At 39.8% G+C, this 21,226-nt stretch carries 19 protein-coding genes and 1 pseudogene; 14 read left to right on the top strand and 6 right to left on the bottom strand.

Going from position 1 to position 21,226, the window contains the following annotated elements:
* Positions 1–59: 59 nt before the first annotated feature.
* Positions 60–1,001 (top strand): 1-aminocyclopropane-1-carboxylate deaminase/D-cysteine desulfhydrase, encoded by a 942-nt coding sequence (locus tag ACYRY3_RS12690; RefSeq protein WP_460202022.1) that lies wholly within the window; start codon positions 60–62, stop codon positions 999–1,001.
* A gap of 352 nt (positions 1,002–1,353) precedes the next feature.
* On the opposite strand, the gene ACYRY3_RS12685 is transcribed toward ACYRY3_RS12690, so the two are convergent.
* From ACYRY3_RS12685 to ACYRY3_RS12665, 5 genes are all read right to left on the bottom strand, one after another.
* On the bottom strand, positions 1,354–1,512 hold the full coding sequence (locus ACYRY3_RS12685; RefSeq protein ID WP_460202021.1) for a hypothetical protein: 159 nt from the start codon (positions 1,510–1,512) through the stop codon (positions 1,354–1,356).
* A complete protein-coding gene (locus ACYRY3_RS12680) occupies positions 1,478–2,116 on the bottom strand; it encodes a hypothetical protein (RefSeq protein ID WP_460202020.1) in 639 nt (212 codons plus the stop codon). Before ACYRY3_RS12680 ends, ACYRY3_RS12685 begins: the two co-directional genes overlap by 35 nt.
* 49 nt (positions 2,117–2,165) lie before the next feature.
* Entirely contained in the window at positions 2,166–3,467 is a 1,302-nt protein-coding gene (locus tag ACYRY3_RS12675; protein ID WP_460202019.1) for a P-loop NTPase fold protein, read from the bottom strand.
* A 352-nt stretch (positions 3,468–3,819) separates the two neighbouring features.
* Positions 3,820–4,569 carry a polyprenyl diphosphate synthase gene (gene uppS / locus ACYRY3_RS12670; protein ID WP_460202018.1) on the bottom strand — a complete coding sequence of 250 codons (750 nt, stop codon included), beginning with the start codon at positions 4,567–4,569 and terminating at the stop codon, positions 3,820–3,822.
* A 65-nt stretch (positions 4,570–4,634) separates the two neighbouring features.
* Complete coding sequence (locus ACYRY3_RS12665) at positions 4,635–5,588, bottom strand: ferritin-like domain-containing protein (protein WP_460202017.1); 954 nt, start codon at positions 5,586–5,588, stop codon at positions 4,635–4,637.
* Between the two features lie 337 nt (positions 5,589–5,925).
* Here ACYRY3_RS12665 and ACYRY3_RS12660 point away from each other — a divergent pair, with 337 nt between their 5' ends.
* From ACYRY3_RS12660 to ACYRY3_RS12605, 12 genes and pseudogenes are all read left to right on the top strand, one after another.
* On the top strand, positions 5,926–8,367 hold the full coding sequence (locus ACYRY3_RS12660; RefSeq protein WP_460202016.1) for a tetratricopeptide repeat protein: 2,442 nt from the start codon (positions 5,926–5,928) through the stop codon (positions 8,365–8,367).
* The gene (locus tag ACYRY3_RS12655; RefSeq protein ID WP_460202015.1) at positions 8,339–8,650 is read left to right on the top strand and encodes a hypothetical protein; all 312 of its coding nucleotides are present in this window, start codon (positions 8,339–8,341) and stop codon (positions 8,648–8,650) included. Before ACYRY3_RS12660 ends, ACYRY3_RS12655 begins: the two co-directional genes overlap by 29 nt.
* Before the next feature lie 98 nt (positions 8,651–8,748).
* Complete coding sequence (locus tag ACYRY3_RS12650) at positions 8,749–10,287, top strand: flavin monoamine oxidase family protein (protein ID WP_460202014.1); 1,539 nt, start codon at positions 8,749–8,751, stop codon at positions 10,285–10,287.
* Between the two features lie 404 nt (positions 10,288–10,691).
* A complete protein-coding gene (locus tag ACYRY3_RS12645) occupies positions 10,692–10,961 on the top strand; it encodes a zinc ribbon domain-containing protein (RefSeq protein ID WP_460202013.1) in 270 nt (89 codons plus the stop codon).
* 140 nt (positions 10,962–11,101) lie between these two features.
* Entirely contained in the window at positions 11,102–11,566 is a 465-nt protein-coding gene (locus tag ACYRY3_RS12640; protein ID WP_460202012.1) for a helix-turn-helix domain-containing protein, read from the top strand.
* A 63-nt stretch (positions 11,567–11,629) separates the two neighbouring features.
* Positions 11,630–12,982 carry an acetyl-CoA carboxylase biotin carboxylase subunit gene (gene accC / locus ACYRY3_RS12635; RefSeq protein WP_460202011.1) on the top strand — a complete coding sequence of 451 codons (1,353 nt, stop codon included), beginning with the start codon at positions 11,630–11,632 and terminating at the stop codon, positions 12,980–12,982.
* A 282-nt stretch (positions 12,983–13,264) separates the two neighbouring features.
* Entirely contained in the window at positions 13,265–13,798 is a 534-nt protein-coding gene (locus ACYRY3_RS12630) for a TetR-like C-terminal domain-containing protein (protein ID WP_460202010.1), read from the top strand.
* A gap of 558 nt (positions 13,799–14,356) precedes the next feature.
* Entirely contained in the window at positions 14,357–14,800 is a 444-nt protein-coding gene (locus ACYRY3_RS12625) for a helix-turn-helix transcriptional regulator (protein WP_460202009.1), read from the top strand.
* 287 nt (positions 14,801–15,087) lie between these two features.
* The gene (locus ACYRY3_RS12620; RefSeq protein WP_460202008.1) at positions 15,088–16,464 is read left to right on the top strand and encodes an ABC exporter membrane fusion protein; all 1,377 of its coding nucleotides are present in this window, start codon (positions 15,088–15,090) and stop codon (positions 16,462–16,464) included.
* Entirely contained in the window at positions 16,461–17,630 is a 1,170-nt protein-coding gene (gene devC, locus ACYRY3_RS12615; protein ID WP_460202007.1) for an ABC transporter permease DevC, read from the top strand. Before ACYRY3_RS12620 ends, devC begins: the two co-directional genes overlap by 4 nt.
* 13 nt (positions 17,631–17,643) lie before the next feature.
* A complete protein-coding gene (locus ACYRY3_RS12610; protein WP_460202006.1) occupies positions 17,644–18,348 on the top strand; it encodes a DevA family ABC transporter ATP-binding protein in 705 nt (234 codons plus the stop codon).
* Positions 18,349–19,271: 923 nt separating this feature from the next.
* Positions 19,272–19,715, top strand: a pseudogene (locus tag ACYRY3_RS12605) (TauD/TfdA dioxygenase family protein); the annotation flags it as partial.
* Between the two features lie 274 nt (positions 19,716–19,989).
* Here the strand turns inward: ACYRY3_RS12605 and pyrE are convergent.
* Complete coding sequence (gene pyrE / locus ACYRY3_RS12600; RefSeq protein ID WP_460202005.1) at positions 19,990–20,619, bottom strand: orotate phosphoribosyltransferase; 630 nt, start codon at positions 20,617–20,619, stop codon at positions 19,990–19,992.
* A gap of 103 nt (positions 20,620–20,722) precedes the next feature.
* On the opposite strand from pyrE, the gene ACYRY3_RS12595 reads away from it, so the two are divergent.
* On the top strand, positions 20,723–21,154 hold the full coding sequence (locus ACYRY3_RS12595) for a hypothetical protein (protein WP_460202046.1): 432 nt from the start codon (positions 20,723–20,725) through the stop codon (positions 21,152–21,154).
* The last annotated feature ends 72 nt before the right edge of the window (positions 21,155–21,226 follow it).

Below are 21,226 nucleotides of genomic sequence, written 5' to 3'. Positions count from 1 at the left end.
TGTGACGATTTTGAACGGCTTACGGATTGTGACTGTAAGAGCACAACTAATCCAAGAAGATGACTGTCGAATTTTTCGATGTACCTACAAGCCCAATTCAGGAACTTTTTGACGAAACACTCAATGAAAACGGCATCAGACTTTTTATCAAGAGGGATGATTTACTGAATTTTCCAATATCAGGTAATAAATTCCGGAAACTCAAATTCAACTATTTGAAACTCAAGGAGTTAGGATTTTCAAGACTTGTTACCTTTGGTGGTGCTTTCTCCAATCATATTTACGCCACAGCAGCATTGGGAAAACATTTTCGTATTGAAACTTTCGGTATTATTCGCGGTGAGCGTCCAAAACACCTTAACACGACACTCGATTTTGCTGAAAGTTGTGGTATGAAACTGCAATTTGTCAGCAGATCTGATTTTCGGAATGAGAGTTTTATTATCCAACAGATAGAAAGAGAATTTGGCGATGTTTATGTTTTACCATCAGGTGGTTCAAATACTTTAGCTGTACGTGGTTGTAGAGAAATTGTCGAAGAAGTTCATTCACAAATGCCGTTTCTTCCTGATTATTTTTGTACAGCCTGTGGTACGGGCGGTACTTTGGCAGGTATTATTGCGGCTGCTGATTCACATCAACATATCATAGGTTTTTCAGCTTTAAAAGGAGATTTTTTGAAAAATGATGTGCAAAAACTGCTTGACTTAGAGGAAAGTATATGCTGTTTGAATTGGCAAATAAATGACAATTACTGCTTTGGTGGCTATGCGAAGTGGCAACCGGAATTAATTAATTTTATCAATGATTTTAAACGAAAACACCATATTGCACTTGACCCAATTTACACGGGAAAAATGTTTTTTGGTATTTTTGATTTAGTGAAAAAAGGATTTTTCCGACACAATACTACAATTGTTGCTGTTCACACAGGTGGATTGCAAGGTATTGATGGTTTTAATCAAGTGAAACTCAACGATTCTGCTTTGAAAATTGAATAAATAAGCAGAACTAAACCTAAGGAATGTCTAAGAAATAAATTATTCATCTTGTGTGACGGTTGTCCCACCTGTCCTATATACGTGGCGGGCGAGACGCCCGCACCACAAGAGAAAGTTAGATATTTTTTTAGTTTGAAGTCCCTAAATGTGTCAAGTATTAATTGAGATATTTTTCCTACTAACCACTAACCACTAACTCTTAACAACCCTTAGTCATCCTTATTCACTTAAATAAGTCGGCGTAAATAAACACATATATGATACAAAATATAAATGCATTGGAAACCCTTACTAATGACTAATGACAAATAACTAAGGACGACCCTCATCAGTTACGTTTTTTCTTACCGAGTCACTTAGTAGAAACAAACCAGTCGAGAAGCTTTCGGGCGATACTTGGCTTGGGAGGAATTTGTGGTAAGTCGTGTTTGCTAAACCAAGCAGCATCCGTTAACTCTTCCGGTTCGATAATAATATCACCACTGGCATAGGTAGCTGTGAAGCCAATCATCAGTGAGTTGGGAAACGGCCAGGGTAATATCAACTTGGCGATTTACCTGCATCACGCCACTCATTTTTACATAGGAATTTTCGGCAATGAGCCAATCTAAATAGGGGTAAAGCAAAGGATTACGTGTTTCAAACTCCACTACCTTTTCTCGCCAATCCCAAAAATCCGGAGCACGCTGACGAAACTCATCTAAAAAACCCGCGTTATTCAGCCACAAAATTAATACTAAATTCCTACCAAATAGCTCTTCCCTGCCTAAATTTAACTGCCTCATTTCTTTCACCAAACGTGGTGTTGGTAATTGGTCAATCCCAAATGCCATCACCAACTTGCGCCCAGTTTCCAGATTTAGTTGCCCATCATCTACGCTATAGAGAAAATTATGGAAGGAGTTTTGACTATAAAAAAAGTTATGGAAGGCAAACTTTTCATCGCTAGTTGCTAAAGATTCTTGTAGCTGTCTCACAACTGGATGCTGAGGGCTACTCTCTGGTGCGATCGCAAAGATAATCGTCGTTCCACTAGAAAGTTCCAATACGCTGACTAATTTCTTTAATTCTGCTTTGTCAGCTTCACTGAGAGAGTAGGTATCTTGAGAAAGCATACATAAAACCAGCGTATAATTAGTAATTTTTTGATAAAAAGTCACACATTTAAATACGATTATTAGCAGCTTGCCAGCGTTTTAAATCCTCTATTAAAATAGGGTTAATATCAAACCAAGACTCTTGCCTTGAATTATAATAACCTAAGACCAATTTATTTTGTAATAGTTCGTCACAAATAATAAACTCGCCTTTATTTGGCAAGCTATGTGCCTTAGTTGTTAATTTTCCAGTACGATGGATTGAATCAAGCTCGGGATAATGATAATCACTTAAGTTATATTCCCTACGTACTTCTTGCACTGCCTCTTGTGCAATTTCTAAAGTGACAAGAATTAATTTATTCCGCAACCCAATTTCACAGGCAGTGCGTGCTAGTCTTACTAAATCTCGCATCACCCCGCCACTTTTATCACAAATTAATTCCAGCGCATCAGGATTAAATAACCCCTTGTAGCGATCGCCTAAACTGATAAGACGTTTGTTAATGACATTCATCAGAATTTCCCGACCTTTGCCATTGGGATTACTGGTGGGACATAAATTATCATCACATTCAAAAACAGGAGAATTATTTAAATCCAAACATTTTTGAAAAGTTTCCATTGGCTGACGGAAACTGGGAGAATATCGCAGAGAAATAGGAATAGAATAGATAATGTGGCAGTTTAATTCTATCAACAGAGGACTGGAAAACATCTCCAAAGCTGTGACTTGGTCATGTCTATCTAATCCATCAACAATAATCAGTAACTTTTGCTTTTGTTCTTCTTCTGCAGTCTCGATAATATTATTAACTATAGAGATAATTTCACTCAGCAAAGGACGGACATTGAGAGTTTTTGTTACTCCTCTGGTTAAACCACGTTTGAGAATTATCCCTGCCTTTTCTATAAATTCTGGCGTTCCCAAACTTTCAGATTGACTTCCTTTGTCTTCATAAACTACGCTTTTCAAGCTATCCAATAGAGCGTCTAATAATTTATCTTTTTTAAACAGCCAGTTAGATTGAATTGCCTGACGTGCAATTTGTAAGCCAATTAAAACGACTACTTCGGCATAGCCTATGTTATATCTATCTAGAGACGTTTGCGTATCAATCCAAACGACTGTGTACTTATCAGCTAATTTTTGTTCCAATCTTCGCAGTTCAGTAGTTTTACCCCCTCCTCGATGACCTGCCAGTAAAAATTTAGCTGGGTCATCTTCCATTTCTAGCAAGTTAACAAGCGTATCTACAGGGCTATTATCTCTCTGGACATAAAAACTTTTCAAGTCTTCAGGTGTAGCTAAAGGTTCCTCTGGTTTAAATAACTGGTAAGCAGTTCGCCAAAACTGGGTATCGCTCATACTGTTCCAAATCAGAAGGCTATGTTCTCGATTTTATCTCTTGCACCTGTAAGGATAAACCGCAAATCAGCAAATAAATAGGTAAAAATCTAATACGCAAGATGAAATAAGTTTAAGTAATATAATGATTAAATTTCTCTTCTTGGCGCTCTTGGCGTCTTGGCGGTTCATTTTAAGAATTAAGTACACTTCATGGAGCAATACGGTTTAGATAAGACCACCCTTATCAGGAACAAAACGTAGAGACGCGCCATGGCTCGTCTCTACATAAGTGGTATTTTATACATTAACCTTAACTGAACTGTATTGCTTCATGGAGAACTGTTCTGTTTATTCCTACCCACCTACTGAGTTAAGCCGGCAAAGGGGTTTTAATTTGACCGAAACGGCGATCGCGTTCTTGGTAACTCAACAAAGCCTGATGAAATGCAGCGCGGTCAAAATCCGGCCAGAAAACATCGGTAAAATACATTTCCGTATATGCCATTTGCCATAAGAGAAAATTGCTCAATCGCATTTCACCACTAGTGCGAATCAACAAATCTGGTTCCGGAGTCCCTACAGTGTAAAGGTTTTGTTCAATGAGACTTTCATTGACCTCGTCTGGACTAACTTCCCCACGTTGCACCAGTTCTGCGACTTGGCGACAGGCTCTTGTAATTTCATTGCGACTGCCGTAGTTAACAGCAACAGTAAAGTGAATTGCTTGATTGTGGAAAGTTTCTGCCATTGAACGTTCAATTTCTACCAGTAAAGACGGTCTTAGAATTGACAAATCTCCAATAAATGAAATTCGCACCCCTTCCCGATGCATTTGGGCTAACTCTTGACGCAACAATCGTTCAAATAGAAGCATCAAAAAATCCACTTCTTCAAGGGGTCGCCGCCAATTCTCAGTAGAAAAAGCATAGGCTGTCAGTGCTTTAATTCCCCAATCCTTACAACATCGCAACAATTCTTTTAGCGTTTTTGCTCCCTGACGATGTCCGGCGATGCGAGGTAATCCCCGTTGCGTCGCCCATCGACCATTACCATCCATAATGACAGCTACGTGCTGGGGTAAACGATGAATATCTAAATCTGAAGGTAGTTTTGAAGTCATGGTTAGTGGTTGGGAGGGTTGGATTTAACTGATGAGCTTGTGGTGTGGAGTCTCAAGCAATTTGGCTAAACTCGCTCGTACAGTTGTCCAATGCCAAACAAGTCTTGCAAATACTCTGGAGTAACGCTGTTGTTCCAAGCCAACAAACGACCTATTGTGTAGGCAAAAGTAAATATGAGACTTACTTTATTGGTCAAAGACCAGGAATTCCAATTTAGTGTACCCAGCATGCGTTTTAAAGTACGCAGTAGGCTGTTGCGTTTGTAGTCTTTGTGGCGTGTTTTCAGCAACGTGCGTCCTACCTGAATAAAAGAAGTCTCTGGAAAAGCCCAGACACCAAATCCCCAGAATTTGGTCATGTGATTAATTTCATCCTGAACCAATTCTTCTAAAACATCTTGAAGTGCGCCGGTTGTGTGAGCCATCAACCATATATAGAGACAGGTTGCGCCGTATTCAGTGACAACTCGATGCAATCCGTGACGATATAAATCTTCATAGGGATTGTCAGTAGGGAGATAACCTCTAACAGCGCGGAATGTTGGGGTGATTTTCTTACCTGTCAATCGATAATAAACTTTAGCCAATGCAGGAGTATGCTGACGCTCTTCTTTTTCCCACAATCCAAGCTCGATTAACTCTCCATTTTCATTCACTGTTCCGCCCACAAACCGGGCTAGTTGGGGGTGTAACTTTTCCAAATACTGTCGGCTGGTTTGAGTGTATCCCCGAATCGGGGCTTCAGTATCCATCGCGCCTACAAGAATGGACAAAAATACCTCTGCGTCTAAGCCTATAATCTGATTTGGAGAAATAGCTTCCCAGTTGATAGGTTTCCAGGGACGTGATTGGGGATTTTTAAATTGAACTGGCAAATCTTGCAGGCGCTCGCACAGTTTCTCAACCGAGAGATAATAATCTGCAAGGGAACGAATCCGCCGTTGAATCTGAAAGTAGTTGGGGTGAGAATGAATTTGTCCCGCCAAGTCGTGTGAGATTGGGCTGAGGGTGCTAATCATTTTGTTTAACTTTAATTTTTACCTCTTTGCCCAATAGCTTAAGCAACCCCAATATTCCTTGTCAGTCGGCTGAAGTCGGGAAAAAAGTCGGATACCCGTAGGGGCGAACGGTTGAGAGCCCTGAAAATCAACGGTTGTTCGCCCTGATAATGTATACCAACACGGTTCAGTTAAAGATTTTTGGTGAGATTCCGCAATGTGTCCAGACGCTTCAAACAGCGCGTCTCTACATTTACTATTTCCGAAAAGATTTACAAAAACTTATCCGAAATCACCAACACCTAAGTTGTAGACTAAATAACAGCTGATGAATATAAAATATCCTCGTCGTTAGGAAATGGACGCCGAAGCAGTACTGGCTTGGTTAGAAACTGTTATTCCTGCTCAAACCGGCGAACGGTTGAGCGATCTGCAAAAAGTTATTCTTCAGCAAGTTTGGCAAGGTCGAAAGTACCTAGAGATTGCAAATGCTTACGGTTGTACGGAAGGACATGCCAAAGATGTTGGTTCCGATTTGTGGAAACTTCTTTCCAAAGCGCTGCGAGAGAAGATAACGAAAAGTAATTGTCGAGCGGCTTTGGAGCGGTATTGGAAGAAAGCAAGCGTTCTCTCAAATTTGCTCGATCGCTCGCGTTTTCCTGAAAACGTCGCCCCACCAACGCTACTACACCCTACAGAGGAGGAGCATCTCAGAACAGAATTCACGACAAAACGCGACAACATCAATTTTCTCGGGCGGACAGAAGCAATTTCTCACCTCAATACTTTAGTGGAACGAGGCGTAAAAGTCATTGTTATCCAAGGTGAGGGAGGGGTAGGTAAAACGACTCTGGCTCAACAATATCTGCAAACTCAAGGATTCGATTTGGTTTTAGAACTCTTAATGGCAAAGGAGACTCAGAATATCACCGCTGCGGAACACGTGGTGGAAGAGTGGTTGAAGCAGGATTTTGATGAAGAACCTGGAATTGAGTTTGGGGTGACGTTGGGACGACTGAAACGACAGCTTCATACTCGTCGCATTGGGGTTCTGATTGACAATTTGGAACCAGCCCTCGACGGACAAGGGCGATTTATTGCTCCCCACCGCAATTATGTGGAGCTATTGCGTATTTTAGCTGATGCAAGAGTCCAATCTGTCACTTTGATTACGAGTCGCGATCGCCTCTGCGAACCAGAAGTTAACGTAGAGCACTACCGTCTCCCTGGTTTAGATAGAAGCACGTGGCAGGAATTTTTCACCCACCGAGGATTACCTATTGATTCACTAACCCTGCAAATCATGCACCATGCTTATGGAGGGAATGCTAAAGCAATGGGCATTCTCTGCGGTTCAATCCAGCAGGATTTTGACAGTGATATGACTGCTTATTGGGGAGAAAACCAAGCGGAACCACTGGCTGCTGTTGACTTAAAAAATTTGGTTGTCAGTCAAATTAACCGCTTGCAAGCCCTAGACCCCCAAGCATATCGCCTGCTTTGCCGTTTGGGATGCTACCGCTATCAAGATGTATCCAAAATTCCCAAACAAGGGCTATTCAGTTTACTGTGGGATGTTCCAGTTTCCCAGCACCAGCAAATTGTGACATCTTTAAGAAATCGTTCTTTAGTAGAGTGCCATAAAGGAGATTACTGGCTCCATCCCATCATTCGCTCGGAGGCTATTTCTCGCTTGCGTATCAGTGATGAATGGGAGATTACAAACCGGAAAGCTGCGGAGTTCTGGACAGATACCGTCCCAACGATTGCAACATTTAAAGATGCTTTGCAAGCTATGGAAGCATTTTATCACTATGTAGAAATCAATAATTTTGAGCTAGCAGGTCAGGTTATTCTCAAAAGCAGAAACAATCAATGGCAGCAGTTTTTGCCACTTGGTAGTACATTATATCGTATGGGGTGGCTGCAACCTTTAATTGGTGCCATTACACAAGTTCTTAATAATGCTTCTTCAGATAAGAAATTGAGCGAGCTTTATAATATTTTAGGGGATTTATACTGGATTACTGGTAAAATTCAATCAGCTATAGAATGTCAGGAAAAGTCTATTGATATAGCCAAGCAGGTACTTGAATCCCTTGTACAAATTAAGGAAAATAAACATAAGTTTTATTATTTTAAGATGCTTGAGCTAGATTCTCTATTAAGCATCGGTCTTTACAAGATTGACTTATGGGAACTGGATGCATCTGCCCAATTATTTCAGCAGGTTATTGACTTAGCTCAAAATACCGACCATAATCGCTGGGCGGAAAAAGCAACTGTTTGTCTGGCTTTAGTGAATTCCGATCTGGGTGTGCGGGATAAGGCATATTCATTAGCTGAGGTGGCTTATCAAGCGATCGCAATACAAAAACTTGTTGAACAAACTGGTAGATTTGCTTATTTTATCCAAATTTTAGGTCAAACATACGTCAATTTGGGTGATTTTACTAAAGCAGATGAAATGTTTAGCAAAGCCTTGACTTTTGCTGAAGAAAGTCACTACACGCAAGTGAAAGCAAAAACACTTTGTGGTATGGCAGAAATTCACCGACAACAAGCAAACTTTGAATTAGCTGTGGCAAATCATTTAGAAGCGATCGAGCTTTTGGAAAAAATAGGTGCTAGGTGCGATTTAGCAGTTGCTCATTTTCAGCTAGGTATAACTTATAGCAAGATGAAAAAGCAAAAGAATAGCAAAACCCATTTTGACAGGGCCATTCGCCTGTTTGCGGAGATGCAAGCACCGAAACAAATTGAGAAAGTTTTTGAGTATCTTAGAAAAACGACTGCGTGAATCGGTTTTCAATAACGAAACATCCCACCCGCTTGAAACCACCCTCCTCTCGATTGGGGCGGATTTGGGGAGGAGTAGAGGGGTAGGTTGGGTTGAGGAACGAAACCCAACACTTCAATTAAATGTTCTGACTGGCATGGCTGCATTAGAAGTTGCCCAGAACCTGCGTCCTGAAATCCCAGGCGGGCGGGGACGCCCGCACCACAAGACACAAGAAATATGCAAGACAATTCTCCGGAAGGTGCATTGCAGCTGCATAAACTCAATCTATCAACCGTGGTGAATAACAGAAGGGGTTGAGGCGCTGCCAACGCAACGGCGAATCAGCCCGAAACTCAATCAAAATCATTTTCTGAATCATCACTCACGAGGTATCTAACTATGGACACTAAATTTATGCTGGAGATGTGCCAACTTTCTAACGTCGAGCCTGGTAAAAAAATCACCATTTTGGGTGCGGGAATCGCTGGGTTGGTTGCAGCCTATGAATTAGAGAAGTTGGGTCACGAAGTCACGATTATGGAAGGTAGCCCTCGCATTGGTGGTCGAGTCTGGACTCACCGTTTTGGGAGTGAAAAAGACGCACCCTACGCAGAGTTGGGCGCAATGCGGATTCCTAGCTCCCACAACCATACACTTCATTATGTCAATGAAATGGGATTGGGTGACAAGTTATGCAAATTCGTCACGGTATTCGAGGAGCAAAACGCTTTCATGAATGTCGAAGGCAATGTTTTCCGCATCAAGGATGCACTTCGCATATTCCAACAACGCCATGGCGGTATCTATACCGACACTCGTTACAGCGAAAAAACTCGCCTGTTTGCCACATGGTTGCAAATGGTTGTCAATACTATCTCCCCTGGGAATTTGCGTGCAAGTTTGGAACAAGATTTGCGATCGCATCTCATGGATGAATTAGAACGTTTAGATTTAAGCCCTTATTTTAGTGAAGACATGGAAACCATCGATTTACAAGCTTTCATCAAAGCTCATCCTGGTTTCCGCGCTCGTTGCAGCAAAGCATTGGATATGTTCCTCAACGACATCCTAGTTGAAACCAGCCACGACTTATTACAAATCAAAGGTGGAATGGAGCAGCTTATCTGGCGCTTAGTTGAGTCGGTCAAAGCAGAAATTCACTGCAACCAACAAGTGACAGCAATCAGAGTCCGGGAAAACTTTGTGGAAATTGATTGGTTGGAAAATGGCGAATCACATACCCGCATTTGTGACTATGTTCTTTGTACAATTCCTTTCTCAATACTCCGGAAAATGGAATTAGAAGGATTCGATCAAAGAAAGCTCCAATCCATCCACAACACGATTTATTGCTCCGCCACAAAAGTCGCATTCCATACACAACAACAATTTTGGTCTCAGCAAGGAATTCATGGTGGTGCATCCTTTATTGGAGAAGGTGTTCGCCAAACCTATTATCCTTCTGTAAAGTTCAACCCCAACAACGGTAGCGTCATGCTAGCCTCTTACACCATTGGTGACGATGCAGACCGCCTGGGCAATATGTCCGAACCAGAACGCCATGACTTTGTTAAAAATACAGTCAGTCAGGTTCACCCGGAATTGCAAACTGATGGTATGGTAACAGGGGTAGCCTCCATCGCCTGGGGTAACTATAAATGGAGTGCTGGCGGTTGCACGGTGCATTGGAGCGATGATATGTCTGACGAATCCAACCACACCATCAGCTATCTCGAAGCAGCAAGACCGCAAAAGAATCTCTTCTTTGCCGGCGAACATTGCTCAAAGTACCCCGCTTGGTTGCAAGGTTCCATCGAATCTGCACTCGAAGCTGTCTATGACATCGTATCTCAAAAGCCTGCATCCACACCATTTATTGCTAGAGAAAATGCCAACCTCAAAACAAATCAATCCGTGGGCAAAAATCTTGTTCGTTAAACTCCTTGTACTGAGGCAGTTCGGTTTTCATATTCTTACAGCTAACTATTTAACCTGTTTCCCAAACCTTACATCCTTCTAAATCGGAATATTTGTTATTCTTCTGATTCGAGATTATATATAAGTTTTCAGGGCATCAACCAAAATTTATTTCTGAAAATATTTCCCAGGCAATATTTTTTCTATCAACTCAATCAAACTTTACTTATTGTTTTCTTTTTACAACGATAAAAGCAGAAAGCCCACAAAGTTGAAACACGAAGTGTGATACCATGTTCGACTCATTACTTACGATACACAAATTCTACCCCACCTGCCTAACGGCACCCTCCCCTTAATAAGGGGAGGGTTAGGGAGGGGTATTTTTATTACAAGTGTTTAACCGAACATGATATGACCGACAGTTGGAATACAAGTGTGAAAAGTTTGGTAGTCAATTAATTGTTGCAGACCAGTGGTACCCATCCAGCAAAACTTGTAGTTGTTGTGGGTACAAGAAAGATAAATTATCCTTGTCTGAGCGAGTGTTCGATTGCTCTAGTTGTGGCAGTTCTATCGATAGGGATTTAAACGCAGCTATTAATTTGAGCCAGTGCGTTGCGCTCTTTAAGCGCGTTGAAGCACAGGAGCGTATCGCGTCTGGCGTTCGGCGTGAAAGCAAAGCTGAGGGATAACCGCTCCCATGCTCCCAATGAAGTAAAGTCTAGATTTGCCTGGGTTTTATATAGCAGCAACTGGCATCCTTGGTTTAAAGACGCAAGGTTTTCCCGCTCGCGGAGGCTTTTAGATGAATTTCCAAATAAAGAGTAACGCTATGGACTCTACTCACTTGCTCAATTGCACGGAACCCCATGCCTTAAATGTAGATTCACTCATTAACACTGCAAAAATAGCAGTAAAGTTCCAGAATTGCTTGCTTCATACTCACCCCCTGCTGATTCGCGTCTTCAACTTTATTGAAACGCACTATCAAGATTCCATTAGCCTCAAGGATGTGGCTGAAGCGGTTGGTCGTTCCCGAGCCTATCTTACCAATGTCATACGACGGGATACTGGAAAGACCGTGCTTGCTTGGATTATTGAATACCGTATGGCAGAAGCGCGTCGCTTGCTTAAAGAAACTAACCAGTCGGTAGAACAGATTACCCAAGCGGTGGGCTACTCCGATAAACGCCATTTTAGTCGTTTGTTTCTCCGGCTTCATGGGACAACTCCACAAGTATGGCGAAGAATGCATCAAAAAAGTAACTTCCCATTTCAACAAGAATACTGCCAGTAGTATGACGCGACTTAAATAACCCTTCAGGTTCTTCAATTTTATTGAATATTTACATTCTAAAAAATGCAGTTTTCTAAAATATTAATTGCTAATCGTGGAGAAATTGCTTTACGCATTCTCCGGGCTTGCGAAGAAATGGGAATTGCCACCATTGCGGTTTACTCTGTAGCTGACCGTGATGCCCTCTACGTCCAACTTGCTGATGAAGCTGTTTGCATTGGCGAAGCTCCTAGTAGCAAAAGTTATCTCCATATTCCCACAATCATTGCCACTGCCCTGACTCGTAATGCTTCTGCCATCCATCCTGGCTATGGTTTTTTATCTGAAAATGCCCAATTTGCTGAAATTTGTAGTGACCATGGCATTACTTTTATTGGACCTTCCCCAGAAGCCATTCGGGCTATGGGAGATAAATCAACCGCTAAGAAAACCATGACAATAGCTGGTGTGCCTACTATACCCGGTAGTAATGGGTTGCTTAAAGACGAACTAGAAGCACAGGCAATAGCACAGCAAATTGGGTATCCTGTAATGCTTAAAGCTACTGCAGGTGGTGGTGGACGAGGAATGCGGCTAGTACAAAATGATAGCGAAATCATCAAGTTGTTTTTAGCCGCTCAAGCAGAGGCTCAAGCAGCCTTTGGTAATCCAAGCCTGTATTTGGAAAAATTTATCAAGCGCCCTCGCCATATTGAATTTCAAATTCTGGCTGATAAGTACGGCAATGTCATCCATTTGGGTGAGCGAGATTGTTCAATTCAACGTCGTCATCAGAAATTGCTAGAGGAAGCTCCTAGCCCTGCTCTTACTCCAGAACTGCGAGACAAAATGGGGGAAGCTGCCGTTAGGGCTGCCAAGTCAATTAACTATGTAGGTCCAGGCACAGTTGAGTTTTTACTTTCTGAAACTGGCGAATTTTATTTTATGGAAATGAATACCCGGATACAAGTTGAGCATCCAGTGACAGAAATGGTCACTGGTCTCGATTTGATTACAGAACAAATTCGGATCGCTCAAGGTGAAAAATTGACATTGACCCAAGACCAAGTAGTGCTTCGCGGTCATGCAATTGAGTGCCGAATTAATGCTGAAGATCCAGAACAAAACTTTCGTCCCCAGCCAGGACGAATTACTGGTTATTTGCCGCCTGGAGGTCCTGGTGTCCGGATGGATTCTCATATTTACACCGATTATCAAATTCCTTCTTATTACGACTCCCTGCTTGGCAAATTAATTGTCTGGGGACCAAATCGTACTATTGCAATCAATCGCATGAAACGGGCTTTGCGCGAGTGTGGATTAACGGGGCTCCCGACTACAATTGGCTTCCATCAAAAAATTCTACAAAAATTAGAGTTTTTACAGGGGGAGATCTACACTGATTTTGTAGAAAAAGTAATGCATAGTTCTAAATAAATTTTTTAAAAATACATTTTTTTGAAGACTCTTTCTGGAAGTTTATTATTAATTAAAAAACTGGAAAGTCGGTTTTTCTTAGGTAGCAATTTGCTACTGTTAAGTGTAAAAAACTGTAATTTTCCAGAAATTTTATTTATATATGTTCGAGCTATTTTTTATAAAAATAAATTAAGAAATACCAAATAATTAAAATTCGATAAATTAACCCTTGTTAACGCAATATGGAAATTCTAAACTAAAGTATAGAACACTAAATTATCTTCAAAGGAATTTTAGAAAATGGTATCTAGAACATATGCAGGAAAGGAAGAAGATTTTCACTTGAAGGAAATGACTAATGCTGATTCTTATCAGCATTTTGTTAACAGAGAATCCCTGCTAACTGCGCTAGCAGAAGAAGGTTTTCAAGGGCTTTATTGCTCGCTTCAAGAAGCATTGCAACAGGCACCTAACGATCCACTGAAACAACTGGAAGCAATTGGAATTGCCTATGTTCGCTATGCAATTTCTCACCCTTCCCACTACCGAGTTATGTTTGGAAGTTATGGAATAAATGAAAAGACACAGCCTTCTCTAAAAGAGGCATCTAAACAAGCATTTATGGTATTAGTGAATGTGATTGTTGACGGTCAGAGCACAGGGGTAATGCGATCGGGAGAACCAAAACAACTGGTGCTAGTATCCTGGTCATTGGTGCATGGGTTAGCAATGCTATTGATAGATGGTCAAATGCCAGTGACAGAGAGCCGAGAGATTGACGCTCTATCGGGATTTATTACCCATGTGTTTGTTCAAGCAGTCAGCCGTTCATAAGAACTTGCAACTATAACTGCTTTGATATATAACCAAGGCAGTTATTACAATTATTTTTGAGTGGGTTGTGTTGCAAAAACAGAATAGTGATAGTAGGTCAAATCTGACGGGGCTATAAAATACTTTGAAAAACTTATTGGATAAAGAATTAACAACCTTACAGCAAATTGCAACGCGGAGGAGGTACAGACTGTTGTAAGGGCGCAACGCCTTGCGCCCCTACCGATGTACTTCATTTACCTGAAAAATGCTGTAACTCAAACGCAAAGGAATACAAAGATACGCTTTGTGTTGAAGAATATGGTTGTTATGGATGACGCCATGACAGCTAAACAATTGAGTTGGAAGGTCAAAGTTGAGTCAATTTCGTACAAAGTCGTATGAAATTTGTCACTTAATCTATGAAACTCGAACGCAATAAGAAGTACGAGTGACGATGTTTGAGGGCTATGAGGCTTATCATAACAACATCATAGATATTTAGGTTTTATCGCCCTTCAGCTAAAGCTTACACAACGCTCTCAGTAGTTCAACCTTTACCTCTAAAAAGTGAATTCTATGAGCTGTGTTATCATCTCGGATTCTCTAGAAAATCGCAAAAACTTCTTAGAAACTAGTTTTAAGAAGACTGCAAATTTGCGAAGACATGAATCTATCTTTCCCGATCATCCTCAATTTAAAAAAGTCTTCCAGTTTATTGAGGAGAACTATTATAAACCAATTGCCCTTGTTGATGTTGCTCAAGCAGTTGGTTATTCTCCCGCTTACTTAACTAGCCTTGTAAAAAGCCAAACTAAACGAACTATCTTTAGCTGGGTTGTTGAACGTCGGATGTTAGAAGCTCGTTATTTGCTTTTAGATACTAACCAATCAGTAACTCAAATTGCCACAGCAGTAGGGTATCCAGATTCTTGCTACTTTTCTCGTCGGTTCCGTCAAATTCATAAAATTTCTCCACAAGAGTGGAGAAATGGACATCGTACTAAAGAATCGGTTCAATAAGCCCCACAATTCGATTTCCGTTTGTTAAAAAGAACGATATTGTTTTGTGAGACTAAAAGAAACTGGGTTTTTAACTCTAATACATGAATTTCGGACTGGTACTTTAAGTAGGTGGTCAGATTTATAAAGTGGGTTTGATTGAGGAACGAAAACAAAAGAATTAATTAAATATGGAGTTTTTATAACCTGTCAAACCCTGTTAACTTTATTTGTACCAAACTACTTATATACAAATTGAAAAAGATAAATTGATTCTCAATTGATTAACCGTCTTGAATTGTTCTAAAATGAAACTAGAGCTAATTACCAAACCAAAAATCGGAAAGTTTCCCATTCTAATAGCCGTGACTGGTTTAACAGCGACTGTTGTTGCTGTTTACTCTGTTTTACATCCCCAGCCTCCTACCAAAAGCCCTTCGACAATAGCATCAGCTACTAAAAATTATGTCGATAGTATTGCTGCTTTGGGTTATTTGGAACCTCAAGGAGAAATAATTCATTTGTCTGCTCCTGCTTCCACTGAAAGTGCAAGAGTTGACCAATTGTTAGTGAAAGTTGGAGACAAAGTTAAGGCGGGACAGGTGATTGCAATACTAGATAATCGCGCTCGCCTCCAAGCTACTCTAGAAATTGCTGAAAAACAGGTTAAAGTTGCTCAAGCTCGTTTAGCTCAGGTAAAAGCTGGAGCAAAAAAAGGTGATATCCTTGCTCAAGATGCTAGATTGCAACAGACAAAGGCTGAGTTAGAAGGGCAAATTAATACGCAAAGAGCAACTATTTCTAACATCAAGGCTCAGCTGCAAGGAGAAAAAAATACTCAAGAAGCAACTATTGGGAGGCTTCAATCTGAGTTAAGTAATGCTCAAAGTGATTGTCAGCGCTATCAGCTATTGTACCAAAGTGGTGCAATCTCAGAACAGTCTCGTAATAATTTCTGTTTGAAAGAAAAAACAAATCAAAAATTGCTTCAAGAGGCTCAAGCTAACCTTAATTTGATTATTACAAGTCGAAAAGAGCAAATTCAAGAAGCTCAAGCTAATCTTAATCGGATAATTGCGACACAGCAAAGACAGATTGAACGAGAAAAAGCAACTTTAGATGCAACTGAAGAAATTCGTTCAGTAGATGTACAAGTCGCTAGTGCAGAGGTTCAACAAGCACAAGCTAATGTCCAAAAAGCAAAGGCAGATTTAGCTTTGGCTTACATACGAGCACCAAAAGATGGTCAAGTTTTGAAAGTTCATTCTTGGTCTGGTGAAATTATTAGCGATCGAGGAATTATTGAGCTAGGTCAGACAGACCAAATGTATGTAACAGCAGAAGTTTATGAAACGGATATTGCCAGAGTGCGTATCGGTCAACGAGCAACGATCGCAAGCGAGCAAGGAATCAGAGATTTGGAAGGAACTGTAAAAGAGATTGGCTTGCGGATTGGTAGAAAAAGTGTTTTAGGCACAGATCCAGTTGCTGATACTGATGCCAGGGTAGTGGAAGTTAAAATTGCCCTGAATTCTGAAGATAGCGAGCAAGTAGCTGGTTTAACTAATATGCAAGTTAATGTAGTCATTAATACTTCTTCTCTGAATGCAGACAAGAAACTGACGGGTTCTCAAGAATCCATGACAGAAGTCACAGGTAAGAACAATTCAGAAGATGAACAATGATTAATAAATTACCCACAGCTTGGTTACAACTGAAATACCAAAAAGTTCGATTAATTGTAGCACTAGCAGGAGTCATTTTTGCTGTTGTTATTATTTTTGTACAACTTGGTATTCGTGATGCTCTGTTTGACAGTGCTGTTCGTTTGCATCAAAGTTTAGAAGGCGATTGCTTTTTAATTAGTCCTCGGTCTACGGCTTTAATTGCAATGGAACGTTTTTCTGAACGTCGCCTTCTACAAGCTTTGGCATTTCCTGAAGTAGATTTTGTTAGTCCAATCTATTTAGACTTTACTCAATGGAAAAATCCCAAAACTAAAAATTATTGGCGCAATATATTTGTCATTGGTTTTGATATTAGATATCCAACCTTTGATTTACCAGGTGTTAAGGAAAACATAGATAAACTCAAAGTCCCTGATTTAGTTTTATTTGATAGAGATTCAAGAACTGAGTTTGGAATTCTTGTTAAAGATTATCAGGAATCAAATCTCATCGTTACAGAAGTGGGTAAAGGTGGAAACAACAGAAAAGTTCAAGTAGCTGGATTATTTAAGTTAGGAACATCTTTTGGTTCTGATGGGAATTTACTCACCAGCCATCTTAACTTCTTACGGATTTTTAGCCATCGTCAAAAACACTTTATTGACATAGGCTTAATCAAACTTAAAACGGGAACTAACATCGAGATTTTTACTAAGAAATTGAAAAAATATTTACCTGAAGATGTTCAAATTTTTTCTAAGGAAGAATTAGTCAAGTTTGAAAAAAATTACTGGCAATCCAGTACAGCAATTGGTTTTATTTTTAACTTAGGAGTTTTTCTAGGAATAATTGTAGGCATTGTAGTAGTTTACCAAATACTTTATACAAATGTTGCCGAACACCTGCCCGAGTATGCTACTTTAAAAGCTATAGGTTATCGACATAATTATCTATTATCTGTAGTTTTGCAACAAGCTATATTTATTGCAATTTTAGGTTATACACCAGGTTTATTTATTTCTGTTATTCTCTATGAATTAGCAAAAGATGCTACTCTTCTTCCGATTAGCATGAATTTTGATAGAGCTACTTTTGTTCTAATATCAACTATTATTATGTGCTTCATTTCTGGTGCAACTGCTGTAAATAAACTAAAAGCAGCAAATCCAGCGGATATTTTCTAGGTGTGAGAACTGTATGAATCCTATCATATCTATTCAGCATTTGAACCATTACTTTGGTAAAAACGCTTTAAAAAAGCAGGTTTTATTCGATATAAATCTAGCAATTTCTCCTGGAGAAATTGTAATTATGACTGGTCCTTCAGGGTCTGGTAAAACTACTCTGCTTTCATTAATTGGTGGATTGCGTTCAGTTCAAGAAGGCAGTCTTAAAATTTTAAACGAAGAATTAAATGGAGCCAGTGAAGAGCAAATTGTGCAAACGCGCCGTCGCATTGGTTACATTTTTCAAGCTCACAACTTATTACCGTTTATGACAGTTCGACAGAATGTCCAAATGTCGATGGAACTTCATGACAATATTACTAAAGCAGAAATCATTACTAAATCTAAAGAAATACTAAAAATAGTTGGTTTGGAGAAACGAATAGATTATTATCCAGAAAATCTTTCTGGAGGGCAAAAACAGCGAGTTGCTATTGCCCGTGCCCTCGTAACTCACCCTAAGTTAGTTTTAGCAGATGAACCTACTGCGGCTTTAGACAGTAAGACTGGTCGAGATGTTGTAAATTTAATGCAACGTCTAGTAAAAGAACAAGGATGCACAATTTTACTGGTGACTCATGACAATCGCATTTTGGATATTGCCGATCGCATCATTTCTATGGAAGATGGTCGGTTAGTTAATGCAGCAACTCAACCTACAGCGTTGGTCAAATGATGTCACTCAACTCTGTTTTTGATACTGGTACAAGATGTGATTTATGAAAATTCATTTCTAATTTCTGCTTCCTCAATTTTTTAAGAAAAGTTACCCATTCAAGGGTCAAGAATCAAGATTCAAGAGCCAAGATTCAAAATTTAACAGAAAAATTGGGTAGGAGAAAAACTTTACCCATATTTTTTTGTATACTTTATTTTTTTCATCCTTGGGTAGCAAGTTTAAGAAGTAAGAACAAAGGTCAATACGGTTTAGATAAGACCAGAAACCTTATCAGAAACAAAATGTAGAGATGCTTTAAACAGCGCGTTTCTACATAAGTGTTATTTTATATATTAACCTCAACTAAATTGTATTGGAATAAATGTGAGGAGGCAAGACTTCAATCTGCTGAGTAACATCTTTGAAGTATTACTGTGTATTTATGCCAGGGACTACGTCAAATTGTATCTAAACAATGTCCATAGATTTTTATTTTATGGTTTGGTAAAGTAGTTTTTGATAAGAATAAAATAAAAACTTAATTCTTATCTAAAGGTTAAGCCTAGTAATTGCTAGTTAGCAATAATCTTCTTGAAAAGCATTGGTGTACTTAATTTAAAAGATTGTTAAGTAAGTCGGGGCATAAATAAAGCTTATTGGAGAGAGTTTTTTTTGGAGATTAGTCCTCAGCAATTTATTGTGATTAAAGGACAACGAAAAAATCAATAATACTCTCAACGTAGTTATATTTCATTTTACCCACTTATTTACTTCAAGCTCGATCTGTTATGCATGTAAGTTGCATATTTACTCCTGAAGAGCGTTCTTTGTCATTGTTCATTAGTTTCTTTATAGTACAAAAAACTTGGACAGAAAACAAATAACGGTCATCGCTAAAAAATATGTGAGTTACATGTGCATTACCCAACTAGGATAGTAACATGACAACGAAAGCAATGAAAATCAATAGACCGCGTTTAGAGCATATCGGTGCTGAAATTTTAGACATAGATGCTCTCTTATTTACTGAAACAGAAGTCAAAACTATTAAACAGCTTGTGTATGAACACAAACTAGTCATTTTGAGGAACCAATATCTTACTGAAAAGCAATATTTAGAATTGGCTGAAAAAATTGGTTCGCCACAAATCTATCTTCAAAGCAACTATCATCACCCAAACTACCCTGAAATATTTGTTTCCTCTAACATTCCGCGAAACGGAAAGAAAATAGGAGTTCCTGGAACTGGTAGGTACTGGCATACTGATTGTGCATTTCTTGATGAACCTTTGCCATTTACTATGTTGTCTCCGCGAGTTTTACCAAACTCGGCTCGAGAAACATACTACATTGATATGCAACAGATATATCAAAAACTACCTTCAAATTTAAGAAGTTACGTTGATGGAAAATACATGATTCATGAGGCTAAATGGCGCTATAAAGTGCAAGAGTGTGATATATTTACAAAACTGCTGAGTTTTGTTCGATGTGTGGTCCTAAGTTCTGCCCAATGCAAACCAAAGTTGATGCTGACGCACTGACAGAACTTGAGAAGTTTTTGGCAAGAGAAAAAACAAAAGTATAAAGTATGAAGGATGAAGGATGAAGTATTGAGTGTTAAGTGTTAAGTATGAAGGATGAAGTATTATTTATCCTTTATCCTTTATCCTTCATCCTTTCCCCATACCTTTTTTGAATATCCTCAATTGTGAACACTGCTTCAAATTGCAATCCTACGGATTGATAGAACTCTGCTCCTCCTTGTTTGCGGTCAATTAATGAAATAACCCGATTGACGGTATAACCAGCCGCTTGTAGCCGTTCAACAGCTTTCATGGCAGATTGTCCGGTGGTAACAACATCTTCTAAAACAATGACTTTTGCACCTTCTGGTAAACTAGGACCTTCAATATACGCTCTCGTTCCGTGTCCCTTGGCTTCTTTACGAACAATAAGCGCTGGTATGGGTCTATTTTCATAAGCAGATATTACACTCACGGCACTCACAATTGGATCTGCTCCCAAAGTTAGACCAGCAACGGCTTGAGTATCTAATGGCAGTCGGGATAGAAGAATACGACCAATTGCCAAAGCACCTTGAGGGTGGAGTGTCACTTGTTTGCCGTTGATATAGTAAGAGCTACGCTGCCCGGAACTGAGGACAAAGTCGCCCTCTTGATACGCCAGTTCGCAGAACAAATTTAGCAACTCTTGGCGTAGAGTTCCTAAATCAGTGGTAGCTGCCCACAGGTGAGGCTGAGCAAGGCTTTCGGCTTGATTAGTCATGACAATGAGTAAAAAATTATGCTACACCAAGAGGATGAACTCTTAGGAGTTCTGAAATAAAGCATAAGTTAAAATTCGCACAAATGTTGAGGAGCAGTGAATGATGGGCGCAAAATTTAGAGCCCTTGGTGGGTTATTGATATTACTAGCTAGTATGAGTTTTCCTGCTGTTGCAACCGCTGACACAGAAGTACCCAAGTACCAAACGACGAATGAAGTCTTTGAACGCGCTTTTTTCAAGAATGACCCTAATTTTTACCGCAACCAGTCCATATGGCGTCAATTAGACTTCATACTAGGAAAGGGGTCTTTGTTCCGCAATTCATTTCCAGAACAGGAAATTGCACGAGATGCCGAGTTGATGAATTTTGTTTACCGCGATGTTCTTAACCAACAAGCGACTCACGATCCCTACATTCGGACACCGGATTTACCGAATCCTTACACCTCATCAATACTCATGTCTCCTGCTCTGAACGCTAACCAACTCAAAACAGGAACTGAGTTTCGTTTTGAAACCAACTCATCACGATAGTGAGGTTATATCTGACCCTTAGTCCTTTGTCATTTGTCAGTTGTTAATGATTAAGGACTGAGGAATCAATCT

The organism is Scytonema sp. NUACC21 (assembly GCF_054684315.1).
Note: the sequence above shows the minus strand (reverse complement) of the source record. Positions and strands in the feature narration are given on the sequence as shown.